The organism is Bythopirellula superficialaquae (assembly GCF_059632245.1).
Genome location: NZ_CP197426.1, coordinates 2,604,974 through 2,617,610, shown reverse-complemented (window position 1 = coordinate 2,617,610; position 12,637 = coordinate 2,604,974). Strand labels below are relative to the sequence as shown.

The window sequence follows — 12,637 nt, the reverse complement described above, 5'->3', positions numbered from 1 at the left end:
ATGACCACCTTGGGTGTTCGACATTTTATCGGTCTGGCTTCGTTGATTCCTTTTCTTTGCCTGGGCTGCAAGCCACAAGGCGAAATCAGCACTTACACAGTTGAACGCACGCGGCCTCCACGCGAGGCGATCGTTGCGAAAGATGTCGCCGCTGATTTCGATCGCATGCTCACTGCGATGCTACCTGTCGGTGATCAGGTCTATTTCTTCAAATTGGTCGGCAAGAGCGCGGCCATTGACCGCCATCGCTCGGAGTTTGAGGCTTTCTTGGCCGATGTTGACACGGGAAGTCCACTCACCTGGAAGTTGCCCACGGGTTGGAGTGAAAAAGGCCCCTCAGAAATGCGGATTAACACAATTGTAGTCCCTGATGAAGCGGGCGACCTGGAGATTGCGATTTCGTCGCTGCCGAAGTCCGACAATTGGGGCGAGTTCGTGTCGTCGAACGTGAATCGATGGCTGGGCCAACTGGGACAAGGGGAATTGCCACGGCAGACAATTCTCAACCTGACCAAGGAAACGAAAACCATCGCCGGACCGGCCACGGTGATTGAGCTTGTCGGCATCATGCAAAACACGATGGCGATGAACCCTCATGGCAACATGGCAGGCACTACCGAACCAGCCCAGATGACTCCTCCTGCTGCGAGCACAACTCCTCCGGCGGCAGGAAGTGCCGAGTTCACGCTGGCGACTCCCGACGGTTGGCAGCCGGGCCGCGTCTCGGCGATGCGTAAAGCCGCGTTTGTGATCGCCGATGGGGATCAACAGGCCGAGTTCACGCTGATTGATTTGCCCGCCTCAGGTGGGGCACAAATTACCGATGTGATGGCCAACGTGCAGCGCTGGGCGGCACAGGTTGGACTTCCCGTTGACGACAAACTGGCGGGGCTTGTCGAAAAAATTGAGATCGACGGCACCGAGGGAAGTTTCGTCAATCTCGTCGGGCCAGAAGGGACCAATCCACGGCAGGCGATGTTGGCAGCGATGATCGTGCGCAGTGGAAAAGTCTGGTTTTTCAAGCTCTTTGGAGCTGCACCACTTGTCGAACGAGAAACCGAGAATTTCCGCAAACTCACGGACGCCGTGAAATTCAAATAGCCGAATTCCCGCGGAGTGGCGTTACCGAACTGGGCCTAGAGCGGTAAACTTAAAGAATCATACAGGCGGATTCCCCACCCACTTGGCAATTGTCGTGGCTACTACCGATCTCGGAAATTACGAAAAGACCAGTTCAGTTCCTCACTCTCGCCCGGTACACGCTGCTGATCATGCTGGCGTCCTTTCCACGGCCCTGTCGGCGTTTGCCTCGCTACGTCTGACGGTTGTGTTGTTCGCGCTGAGCATTTTTCTGGTGCTAGCCGGGACGCTCGCGCAAATCGATCACGATGTGTGGTTTGTGGTTCACGAGTACTTCCGAACGTGGATCGCCTGGATCGAATTCAAGATTTTCTTTCCGCGTGAATGGAACGTAGGCGGAGCTTTTCCTTTCCCCGGCGGGTGGATGTTGGGAGCGTTTTTAGCCGCCAACCTGCTCGCCGCGCACCTCACGCGATTCAAAGTCACCGGCCACGGTCGTCAACTATGGTTGGGCGTGGGGCTGATTGCCTTCGGGATGTTCTTTACTTATGCCGTCGTGCAAAGCGGCTTGGGCGACACGGTGCGCAGCGAACTATCTTCGGGCTTTTCCAACGGATTGTGGCACGCATTACGATTTGCCTTGGGTGGCGGCACGCTGCTTTTTGGTTACGGACTCGCACTGTCCTATCGCAACCGCCTGGCCACAGGTTCTGCTTGGTTATGGTGGCTGGGTGCAGCCTGCTGCACCGCGCTCGCTGCTGTGACGATCTGGTTGTTCCTGAATCCCCAAGCGAAGCTCGATCCGTCGGGATTGCGAATCATGTGGCAGCTGCTCAAAGCAACTGCCGCGGGATTGATTTTGCTGGCCGGTTGTTACTTTGTTTTTGGCAAGCGAGCCGGTGTTGTGCTGCTGCACGGCGGCATCGCGTTGTTGATGTTCAGCGAACTCCATACGGGGCTGAACTACCAAGAAGCCCGGATGAGCATCACCGAAGGCCAAACCGTCAACTTTGCTGAAGACACTCGCCACACGGAGTTGGCGATCATCGACAAGTCGAACATCCAAGAAGACAAGGTAACGGTCATCCCCGGCGATTTGTTGTGGCAAGCATTTGATTCGAAAGAGATTATTGAAAGCGATGAGCTTCCTTTTGCCATTCGCGTGACCGAGTACTATCCCAACGCCGTAACACGGCTGGCTCAACCGGGCGAAACGTCGCAAGTCGACTCCGGCTGGGGAAGTTTGCGTGTCATTGAAGAACGCCCCAGGAGCACGGGAGCTTCTTCGGAACAAGGCATAGATCTGCCCGCCGCCACTATCGAGATCCTCTCAAAGAAAGATCACAAGCCGCTCGGTCTCTATTTGGCTTGGGCATTGCCTTCCTCGGTGGCGCAGGGCGACGTTGTGAGCGTGGACGGCAAAACCTACGAAATCGAAATGCGTTTCGAACGACTGTACAAACCTTATTCGGTGCATCTGATTGACTTCAGCTTCAAACGCTATGTGGGGACGGACACTCCCAAAGATTTTTCGTCGGAAGTACGCCTCGCTGATCCGGATAACAACATCGATCGCACGGCCAAGATTTGGATGAACAATCCTTTGCGCTACGGGGCCGACACGCTTTATCAAGCGAGTTGGGATCAAGAAACCGAAAAGGGGACAGTGCTGCAAGTTGTGAGCAACACCGGCTGGATGATCCCCTACGTGTCGTGCATGTTGGTCGGCACGGGGATGCTTTATCACTTCGGTTTGACGTTCGTACGATTCGCCGAGCGTAAAACGTCGCCCAAATCTGTAGTTCGCAGCGAAACAGCCTCGGGATTATTGGCCAACTGGAAATCCCCTGCGGTGTGGGTTCCAACTTTGGTGGTCCTCGTTTTCGCCGGTTGGGTGTCGGGACGTGCTCGTGCCCCCAAAATTCCGGCCAACGAAATGAATGTCTATGAGTTCGGCCAACTGCCGCTCGCTTATGAGGGACGCATTCAGCCTTTCGATACGCTGGCTCGTAATGTGCTGACCGTCATTTCTGGCCACGGCACGGTGGAACTCGATAAAGAAAGCCTGTTTGGCATCAAGCCAAAAGTTCCTGCAACAAAATGGCTGCTCGATGTCATTACCGGTTCACCCAGGGCGCAGGATTATCAAGTTTTCAGAATCGAGAATCTCGACCTGCTGCAAACCCTCGGATTAGAGCCGCGTGACGGTTTTCGTTACAGTGTCTCTGAACTCACCGATCGCCGGGAAGAAACGCTCAAGCAATGGCAACTCGCACGAGAAGTTCCGGCTGAAAAACAAACGCTCGAGCAAAAGAAGATGCTGGAGCTTACCAAGCGGATTTTCCTCTACACGGCGCTGCAAGATTCGTTTGCTAATCCCGCGATTCGTACCGACACTGAAGAAAATCTACGGGCTGATCTGGCGATGATCGGCCAAGAAATGCAGCGGCTGGAAAAAGCGGGGCCACGCGCCATTCCACCTGTCGAACCCGATCAGCCTTGGCAAATCGTCTTTGCCGCGGAAGTCGAATACGCCGTGAATGGGCTCATGCAGAAGCCGCAAAACGAAGCCACACCAGCGTTTCGTGCGATCCTCGACGCTTATCGGGCCGACGATCTGGACAAGTTCAACACCTCGCTGGCTGGCTACCGGAAGATTGTGGCTGAACGTGCCGTAGCTGATGCCGCCTACCAACAAGAACTCGTGAAGGAACAGGCCGCTGGGGAACGCAAGACTGCCGAGCAACTCGATTTGGGCCGCATCGCTTACGAGGCCTATTTCAATCACTTCAATCCGTTCGTGTTGGCGATGGCGTTGTATCTGGTTTGCTTCGTACTCGCGGCTTGTTCGTGGTTGGGTTGGTCCGAGATTCTCAATCGCTCGGCCAACTGGTTGCTGTGGTTCACGTTCGGTTTGCACACCTATGCGCTTGTTGCCCGGATTTATATCTCTGGCCGTCCGCCAGTCACGAATCTCTATTCTTCGGCGGTGTTCATCGGCTGGGCCGCGGTGTTGTTTGCCCTCGTGTATGAATATGTCTACCGCAAAGGACTTGGCAATTTGCTCGCCGCGATTGTCGGCTTCCCAACGCTGTTCATCGCTTACAACCTTGCCGGTGACGGCGATACCTTCATGGTTTTGCAGGCCGTGCTCGACACGCAGTTCTGGCTAGCGACTCACGTGGTCTGCATTACGCTGGGTTATTCGACAACGATTCTCGCCGGCATGATGGGGATCGTGTACGTCGTGATGGTTTTGTGGCTCAAACGACTGGACGAAGAAAGCCGCAAGCAACTCATTCGCATGACTTACGGCACACTTTGTTTCGCGACGTTCTTCAGCTTCGTGGGAACGGTTCTTGGAGGTTTGTGGGCCGACGATTCGTGGGGTCGCTTCTGGGGCTGGGATCCGAAGGAAAACGGGGCGTTGATTATCGTGCTCTGGAATGCGCTCGTGCTGCATGCCCGTTGGGGCGGCATGATCGCCCATCGTGGTCTCGCGATTCTCGCCGTTTTTGGCAATGTCGTGACCGCTTGGTCCTGGTTCGGCGTGAACTTGATGGGCGTAGGCTTGCATTCCTACGGTTTTACGGAAGGCCGGGTGAAATGGCTGCTGCTTTTCGTATTGAGCCAATTGGCCGTGATGGTGCTCGGCCTTGCCGTTAGTTCCTCATCGAACAAGTCCGTGGTCGAAGCGGAATAAGCTGGAGTCCTGCCATGTCGTCTCCACAATCTAGCCGCGAGATCATGGATCGCGAATATTTGCCCACACGGGCGAAGATTCTCGAAATCGCGGCGGCTCTCGATCGCGTTTCGCGATCTGGGAGTGGCACGCCGGACGATCCCCGCTGGCAGCAACTGCAAACGGCAATTCAATTGCTGCTTAACGACGAGAATGATCGCGCCGAGCAAGTGCAACTCTTATTCAGTCGCGCGTTTGACGAAAACTGGCGGCAGACCTTGGGTGTGAAGTAGCAGGCGGCTTAACGTGTATTACATCGATCCCCATATCCACATGGTCTCGCGGACGACCGACGACTACGACACCCTCGCGAAGATGGGTTGCGTAGCGGTGAGCGAACCAGCTTTCTGGGCCGGCTACGATCGGGGGAGTGTCGACGGCTTTCGCGACTACTTCACTCAACTTACCGGTTTCGAGCCCAAACGCGCGGCCAGCTACGGCATTCAGCACTTTACGTGGCTCTGCATCAATGCCAAGGAAGCCGAGAATGTGTCGCTCTCACGCGAAGTCTTGGCGATGATTCCCGAATTCTTGGACCGCCCCGGCGTGCTGGGGATCGGCGAGATCGGACTCAACAAGAACACCCGGAACGAAGCCATCGTGTTCCTCGAGCACCTCGATTTGGCCGTAAAGACTGACGAGCAAATCCTCATCCACACACCGCACTTGGAAGACAAACACCAAGGAACGCGGATGATTCTCGACATGCTGAAGGGCGACAGCCGCCTCAATCGTAGCCGGGTGCTCGTCGATCACGTGGAAGAACACACGATCCGGCCCGTGCTGGAAGCCGGCTTTTGGGCGGGGATGACGCTCTACCCCGTCAGCAAATGCACGCCCGCCCGCGCAGCAGACATGGTGGAAATGTATGGCCCCGAGCGCTTGCTCGTGAATTCCGCGGGTGATTGGGGCCCTTCGAAACCAACGGCCGTGCCCGACTTCATCATGGAAATGCGCCGCCGGGGTCACAGCGAAGCGCTCATCCGACAGGTGGTTTATGACAACCCCCTGCGGTTCTTCGGTCAAAGCCGCGGATTTAAGTTCGTTGAACCCAAATAGCCAACGCCCAGGGATTGCAATCCCTGGGCGTTGGTTTGAAATCATCAGTAGGTGTTAAATCCTACTTGTTCGATTGACGCGAGCGGTTGGCTGTTTGCTGCTGCCGCTTGGCTTTGGCTTTTTCACGAGCCTCGGCATTGCGGATTTCGCGGTCAACCTTACGCTGAACGATGCTCTCGATGCGCGATGAATTCACCACGTGCAACGATGGATCATCGATCACGAATGGCGTCGACCAAGTCTTGCCGTCGTTGTTGTTGCACACGTCGATGAAGAACGTCCGCAGCCGTTGAGCGTTGAAGCCGTACGGGAATTGCGAGGTGATGTAGTCAGCAGCGGTCAGATCTTCAACACCTGGCTTGGCGTAGTAGTGAACCTGACCATCGGGCGTGACCGACAACCCCAACGTCCACCAACCGAATTGATCGGCGGGAATTTCCTTGCAGCGAATATCACGGCCACGGGTATCGCCGCGATAGGTCAAGAAGGCAGAATCTTCCTTGGCACCCTTGTGGCCCTTGCTGCGGAAGTGAATCCACAAGCCCGGCCAATACGGTTCGTTCTCGGTGACGGTCCGCGAACCGCCGAAGAATCCGCCCTTGGATTCCGACTTGGTGTTGATGGTCGACGTGCTAATGCGGAAACCAAAGTGAGGACCGGTTCGATTCTCCCATTCATCAGCTTCGGGCAAGTAAACACGAATCGTGGCACTCGGCATTTCGCTCACGGGAATCGTCCCGATGCGAGCCAAACTGTTGGCCACAAGGTCGTCTTGCTGCGTGTCACGTGACATGTAACCGGGGATGCCGGAGTTCAACGTGCGAACAAGCAACGCGTGCTTGCTGCCAGGCAAACCACCTGCGGGCGTGGGCACGATTTGCATGTGATCGGGTTGGCCACGTTCAGGGCCTTCCACCCACAAGCCGTTTGTAGAACGGCCCGTCGGCGAACGCAAACGCTCATCCTGTTCACGCGAACTCTTGGGGAAGTTGTGGATAAAGCTCCATTCGGTGTCCTCAAAATCGTCGCCAACGTAGTCGATTCTCGCGCCCGTACCCGGTATCAGCGGCCGAGCGGCAGTGGCGGTGTTCACCAAAACTAAGGCACAAACGGCTGCGGAAATGCAGCGACCAAATGTATGTTTCATAATTCATTCCCGGCGAAGGTGAATGGTCTGGGGCAGGAGCGCTCTGCGGGGTGCTCTCCTCAGGAGTATCGGAACCCAGAGGCTGGAGATTCGGTTCAACCGACACGCCAGACAGAGTCTTCCCAGCTTGCCTGAATTCCGTGCTATCACCGGCGATATGTGTAGGCCGCGAACAAGCTACGCGCAGTTCCGGCAACGCGCTGCGTACACCGCTTCTTGCCGGAACTTCGTAAAACTCGTTCGCGGCCTACAAAACCGCTGTCAGCTTGGCCAGGTTTGCGAGGTTTTCCAGGTTTGCAGCAGATCAAATGTGGCCAAGCAACTTTGTCATCTTGCTCAACTTCATCAACTTGATCACGCCTGGAGATTGAACAAGTTCCCTCGGTCTTGCAAATGCTTTTCTCCTTCTTGGCTGAATCTTGCAAATGGCCGTGCTTCACACTCCTGGTCATTCTGAGGGAGCCTATAGGTCCGCCGAAGGCGGAAATAATCTAGGTTGCCATTTCTCACGTCTCGAAGCCATTGCCGGAACTTTGTGAAACTCGTTCGCGGCCTGCGAATAATCTGCTCCCGTAAACGCATCACGTTTGCAACCGTCACCATAGCAGAAGTCGTGGCACAATTTCTACAAAAAAGCCCCTGGCTTTTTTGGCGTTGCTCAGAGGCACTTGTCATTTAGAAGTCGTAAAAAATGGCTTGAGATGGAAATTATTTTTGGCCACCTCTCTGTTGACCGCCGCTTGCCGCTAGGGACAATAGATTCCCAGTTGGACGCCAACTCCGTGCTGACCGACAACTTCTTTTCTTCGGGTGTTAGCGTAATGAAGAATACTTTCTTAGCTCTCATGATCTGGTTGTCGCTCGTCATGACTCACTTGGTCGAGGCACAAGAGAATCTCGTGATGAATGGTGGGTTCAACGCCAACTCGAATGGCTGGACCGTCGCGAATACCCCTGGCGGTTTTGGCTATCACTCCCGCGTTGGCAATCCTCCCGGAGGAGTCCAACTGGATAACGTCAATCCGTCATCCTTATCCGACCCCACGGCGAGCCAAACCATCACCAATCTTGTGCTCAACCAGTCTTATCTGATTTCAGGCGAATATCGCCAAGGAAAAATTCGCGGCACCAACCTGCCGCTCGATGTGCCCAGCTTTGGCGTGGCCCTAAACGGCGACTATCTTTTCACGGCATACTCGCCTGGAAATATTCCAGATTGGACGCAGTTTCGTTTTTTCTATACCGCGTCGTCATCTACGGCTTTGCTTAGCATTTCATCGCAAATCAATGGAACGGGCGTTTCGTATGACATCGATAACATAGCGATGTACGCCGTGCCGGAGCCGAGTAGCGCGATGTTGGTGATGTTAGGAGCGGGGATGTTGGGGTGTTGCTGGGGGACGCGACGGCGTAGCAAGTAATGCCGCCCCGTTGAGGCTATGTATCAATGTTTTTCCCTTTCACCCAGGCCGTTGGCCTGGGCTGGCTTAGGGTCGCCACTTTGTGGCTAAAAGGTGAATGAGTTGCGATCCTCCGCAACCGGCGGTCGCGGCTTTGTGGCTTCGCTCAAATCCCAAACTGCCGCAGCACAATATCAGCTACGTCGGTGTCGGCGAGCGGTTGTTCCACGAACACGCCGCGTTCGCTGCAGAGCAACACCCCGCGCTGGTTGGGTTGCCGCGCGGGGGCGCCGTGGGAACCGCGAACTAAACTGGCGTCGAGTGGTATGCCCTTATTGATCGGATCCCAAAACATCTCGACGGGATCGTAGCCCGGCTTGCGATGGATATCGACCGTGCGTGAAAACGCGGGGGCCAGCGCATCGTCGAACCACCAATAGTAGGCCTGCCAACTGTTGGGCGAGGAAATCAGTACGACGTCGCCAGCCAGCTCGTGATTGAGCTCGTACTTGTCGAGTTCCGCGTGCGGCACGACCTCCGCGATGCCTTCTCGATTGGCGAAAAGATCGCGGACTTGAGTGACAACCGCGGGATTAGAATCGCAAACGAACACGTGCGAGAATTGATGATCGACCAACGCCCAAGCCTGACTTGCCGCGACATCGAGCAGTTCGCGGCCATCTTCCAGCTTCACTTGCAAGAGGCCCGCTTCACGAAGCAAGCGGTTGGGATACGTGACATGATCGACCGGCGTGATCGTATATTCACTCGCCACGAGCCACAGCGGTTTTACATCCTTGTAGGCCGCTGAAAAACCGTCGACGAGTCGGCCAATCTGCTGGTCGAGTTCCGCCACGGCTCGCAACGCAGCGGGGCTGTCGGGACCTTCTTTTTGGGCGGCGTAATCGAGATGCGACAGATAAATATAAAACAAGTTAGGGCGATAGCGCTCGGCGGCGAAGAGGGCCGATGTGACGATCCACTCCGTGGATTTGATGTTGGCAAACGGCCCCCAGAAATGCTGCAGCGGGAAGTGGCCGAACTTTTCGAGCAGCTCAGGGTAGAGCGACTCGGGTTTCGTATAGCACCACAGTGATTCGCTGCCATCGGGATTGTGTTTGGGAGCAGGCCAGCAAATGACGTCCGCACCGGCACCAATGCTATGCAGCGGAAACCAAGCCGCGGCGGTAAGTTCGGGATTCTGCTCGTGCATCAAATCCCAAAACTGCGGCCGTTGGATGCAGCTATTTGGCGAAGTCCACATCTCGACTTTGTTCGCATCGCGAAAGAAAAATCCGTTGGCCACCACGCCATGCTCATTCGGCATGAGTCCGGTCGTCATATTGGCCTGGACAGTGCAAGTCACGCCGGGAAAACTCGGCACAAGCTCCGTGGAATCGCCATCGCCAACAAGTGCGGACAGCCGCGGCATCAAAGCAAGGTCTTGCCGTCGCAGACCGGGGACCGAGAGCAAGACAACATATTCAGACATTGTTATTTCGTGCGTTCAATAAGTGGTTTCAAAAAATCAAAAGCCCGCTGCGCCGCGGCGGGGCCCATGTGGCTATGACGACTCAATTCCACATTGAGTGGTCCATCATAGCCCACATCACACAGCGCGGCGACAATGGGTGGGAAATCCATTTCCCCCTCCCCAAACATGAGATGCTCGTGGACACCCACTCGCATGTCCTCGATGTGAATGTTGGCAAGGCGGTCATGCCAGTGGCGTATCACGTCAGCAATCGGAACTTCTCCCAAACAATGCAGATGACCCACGTCGAGTGTGAGCATCAGTTGAGAAGAATTGATCTGATCGATTAATTCTTGAAAACTGGCCATCGTGTCGATGAGCATCCCCGGCTCGGGTTCAAACGCTAGGACGACTTTCTTTGCGTGGGCGTAATCGAGAACGATTCGCAAACTTTCGACCAAACGCTGCATTGCTGCCATACGTGATTCACCTGTCGGCAAAATCCCCGACCAGAGCGAAACGCAATCGCTGTCCAGTTCAGCGGCGATGTCGATGGCTTTTTTCAGAAAGTCGATGCGGATCTCACGATCGGCCGCATTGGCTGTTAGCAACGTTGGTTCGTGTTTGAGGCGTGGATTCAGCAGATAACGCGCGCCGGTTTCGATGACGGAAGTCATCCCATGTTTTTCGAGCATTGATCGAGCGGCATTCAGTTCTTCGCGTAAATGCGAACCATAAGGATTAAGCGTCGCGTGATCGAGCGTGATCGCCACGCTGCAATAGCCAATCTCGGCTAGCAATTCAATCGCCGCCGGCAGGCTATGATGGGCGAGCCCGTTTGTGTTGTAACCAAGACGCATCAATCGATTGTCCGCCAATGTCGGTGCGCGCTCAAGTCATCGCGATTCGGCGTGCGAGCAGTTTCGTGGGAATCCAAAAACTGAGGACGACCAACCCGGCCACCCAACCTGCCGCCAGTGTGGCGACGGCTGCATCGATCAGCAGAAACGCGCCAATCAAACTGCCAACGGTTTGACGAACTGACATTTGATTTGGAACCGTAAGCAGGGGGTAAGCCAAATAGATCTCCCAACTCAACAGCGCCAACCAAACGAGAAACCACGCTTTGAGCGAAATGGCCGTCTCTTCCATGGCCAGTGGCAAACCCACGATCCAGAAAAGGGCCAAGATCACGGCGATACAGCCAGCCCACAAATCCAAGTGGTCGATCGAATCCGCTTCGTGCCGAGCAATTCGCGTGAGCCCATACGTGTGGAAGAAAAGCCCCCACGCCAACAGCCAGGCGCTCGACCAGTCGGCGGACATCGTTCCCGCAAGACTCGCCCCCAGCAGCACATTCATCATGCGACAGCCGGCCATCGCCAGGGGCCCCCAGCGTGTGGCTTTCACACCAACATTGTAACCGACGATTGTTGCCGCCAGCGCCAAGGCGATTTGCGTTGTTAGCCATTGATGAGTAAGCCAACTCACAACATGAGCTACAAAAACTCCACCAACAAGCAAACTCATTCCCACGTATTTCGCTGCCTGCTTGGAAATTCGCCCTGCTGGAATCGGTCGCTCGGGGCGCTCTTTGGCATCGAGCGCGGCATCGCAAACGTCGTTGAGCACCATCCCCGCTTCGTAAAGCATGACCGACGCAACGATCAATAGCAGCAACGGCGTGAGCGGTTGCCAACCGTGATTGATTAACAGATACCCGGCGATGACGTTCGACGCCGCGGTGAACACATTGGTGGCTCGCAGGATTTGCCACCACGCCGGCCAATCAATCGGGCGGGAAGAACTCACGGCGACTCCGCGATGCCTAGAACGTTGAGCGTGTTCGTGAGAAATGTACGTGCTTCTTGGGCGGCTTCATCCGGCACGTGAATATAGGGATAAAGCTCGACGGTTAGCCAGCCTTGATAACCCGTATCTGCGATTGCACGAAGTGTGGCCGGGAAATCAATCGCACCATGGCCGGGGATCAGATGCTTATGAACGCGGGTGGCAGCGATGTCTTCCAAGTGATAATGAACCGTGTGGGGGGCCATCCGTGCGACCCAATCCTGTGGGTCTTCGCTCACACAGTAAGCATGTCCCACGTCGAAATTCAGTCCTACCAGCGGCGAATCAAGCCGCGCGACAAATTCCAGGTATTCCTCAAACCGCTCGATGTACAACTCGGGCTCGGGCTCGATCAGCAGCATCACGCCCAATTGTTCAGCCACTTCAACGCAGGGCATCACTTCTTCGTAGAAGATGTTGCCCGCTTGCTCGCGTATTTGTTCGGGCGCAAGGTGCCCGCCGGGTTCGGTCGTGATGTGCGGCGCGCCCAAATCTGCGGCCAGTTGTAAGGCACGCTTGGTGTGTTCGCGGCGAATCGCACGATAATGCGGATCGGGATCGGTCCAACCCGGGTGCCAATAGGGTTGCCGCGGATCGCCGACGGCGTTCATCATAAAGGCGTTGATGTTAGAGATCGTCAGCTGGTAATCATCTAAACATTGCCGAATCGCTTCGCGGCGTTCGGGCAGCAAGCCCGCGGGCCAAGCGTGCGGCACGTCGGCCAGCAATTCAATGCCGCGATAGCCCATGCCTGCGATGCGGCGAATGGTTTCTTCAATGGAAAAGGCGAGGTAAGCGTTGGAGCTGAAGGCGAGTTTCACGAGATTGTTCCGGCAAGCAAAAGCAGTAAGCGATCTATTCTAATGTTCCAGGCCACGGCTGTT

At 55.6% G+C, this 12,637-nt stretch carries 10 protein-coding genes; 5 read left to right on the top strand and 5 right to left on the bottom strand.

Going from position 1 to position 12,637, the window contains the following annotated elements; all coding sequences use genetic code 11:
- The 4 genes from SH678x_RS10720 (at position 1) to SH678x_RS10705 (ending at position 5,881) form a co-directional block, all read left to right on the top strand.
- Positions 1-1,101 (top strand): hypothetical protein, encoded by a 1,101-nt coding sequence (locus SH678x_RS10720; RefSeq protein WP_496922904.1) that lies wholly within the window; start codon positions 1-3, stop codon positions 1,099-1,101.
- A gap of 94 nt (positions 1,102-1,195) precedes the next feature.
- Positions 1,196-4,783 carry a cytochrome c biogenesis protein gene (locus tag SH678x_RS10715; protein WP_496922903.1) on the top strand — a complete coding sequence of 1,196 codons (3,588 nt, stop codon included), beginning with the start codon at positions 1,196-1,198 and terminating at the stop codon, positions 4,781-4,783.
- Positions 4,784-4,797: 14 nt separating this feature from the next.
- Positions 4,798-5,055, top strand: coding sequence for a hypothetical protein (locus tag SH678x_RS10710; RefSeq protein WP_496922902.1), 258 nt, complete (start codon positions 4,798-4,800; stop codon positions 5,053-5,055).
- 13 nt (positions 5,056-5,068) lie between these two features.
- Positions 5,069-5,881, top strand: coding sequence for a TatD family hydrolase (locus SH678x_RS10705; RefSeq protein ID WP_496922901.1), 813 nt, complete (start codon positions 5,069-5,071; stop codon positions 5,879-5,881).
- Positions 5,882-5,942: 61 nt separating this feature from the next.
- Here the strand turns inward: SH678x_RS10705 and SH678x_RS10700 are convergent, their stop codons facing one another.
- Positions 5,943-7,028 (bottom strand): hypothetical protein, encoded by a 1,086-nt coding sequence (locus tag SH678x_RS10700; RefSeq protein WP_496922900.1) that lies wholly within the window; start codon positions 7,026-7,028, stop codon positions 5,943-5,945.
- 701 nt (positions 7,029-7,729) lie between these two features.
- Here SH678x_RS10700 and SH678x_RS10695 point away from each other — a divergent pair.
- The gene (locus tag SH678x_RS10695) at positions 7,730-8,449 is read left to right on the top strand and encodes a PEP-CTERM sorting domain-containing protein (RefSeq protein WP_496922899.1); all 720 of its coding nucleotides are present in this window, start codon (positions 7,730-7,732) and stop codon (positions 8,447-8,449) included.
- Positions 8,450-8,594: 145 nt separating this feature from the next.
- Here the strand turns inward: SH678x_RS10695 and SH678x_RS10690 are convergent, their stop codons facing one another.
- From SH678x_RS10690 to SH678x_RS10675, 4 genes are read right to left on the bottom strand one after another with little or no spacing between them, the layout of a single operon-like run.
- Positions 8,595-9,920: an alkaline phosphatase family protein gene (locus SH678x_RS10690; protein ID WP_496922898.1), complete on the bottom strand. Its 1,326-nt coding sequence runs from the start codon at positions 9,918-9,920 to the stop codon at positions 8,595-8,597.
- A 2-nt stretch (positions 9,921-9,922) separates the two neighbouring features.
- Entirely contained in the window at positions 9,923-10,762 is an 840-nt protein-coding gene (locus tag SH678x_RS10685; RefSeq protein ID WP_496922897.1) for a sugar phosphate isomerase/epimerase family protein, read from the bottom strand.
- Between the two features lie 31 nt (positions 10,763-10,793).
- Positions 10,794-11,714: a UbiA family prenyltransferase gene (locus tag SH678x_RS10680; RefSeq protein ID WP_496922896.1), complete on the bottom strand. Its 921-nt coding sequence runs from the start codon at positions 11,712-11,714 to the stop codon at positions 10,794-10,796.
- Positions 11,711-12,574 carry a sugar phosphate isomerase/epimerase family protein gene (locus tag SH678x_RS10675; RefSeq protein WP_496922895.1) on the bottom strand — a complete coding sequence of 288 codons (864 nt, stop codon included), beginning with the start codon at positions 12,572-12,574 and terminating at the stop codon, positions 11,711-11,713. Before SH678x_RS10675 ends, SH678x_RS10680 begins: the two co-directional genes overlap by 4 nt.
- Positions 12,575-12,637: the final 63 nt, after the last annotated feature.

Excerpts from the sequence above, each read along its gene's own strand:
- SH678x_RS10690 (WP_496922898.1), bottom strand. The coding sequence starts at position 9,920 with ATGTCTGAATATGTTGTCTTGCTCTCGGTCCCCGGTCTGCGACGGCAA.
- SH678x_RS10695 (WP_496922899.1), top strand. The coding sequence starts at position 7,730 with ATGGAAATTATTTTTGGCCACCTCTCTGTTGACCGCCGCTTGCCGCTA.
- SH678x_RS10710 (WP_496922902.1), top strand. The coding sequence starts at position 4,798 with ATGTCGTCTCCACAATCTAGCCGCGAGATCATGGATCGCGAATATTTG.
- SH678x_RS10700 (WP_496922900.1), bottom strand. The coding sequence starts at position 7,028 with ATGAAACATACATTTGGTCGCTGCATTTCCGCAGCCGTTTGTGCCTTA.
- SH678x_RS10685 (WP_496922897.1), bottom strand. The coding sequence starts at position 10,762 with ATGCGTCTTGGTTACAACACAAACGGGCTCGCCCATCATAGCCTGCCG.
- SH678x_RS10720 (WP_496922904.1), top strand. The coding sequence starts at position 1 with ATGACCACCTTGGGTGTTCGACATTTTATCGGTCTGGCTTCGTTGATT.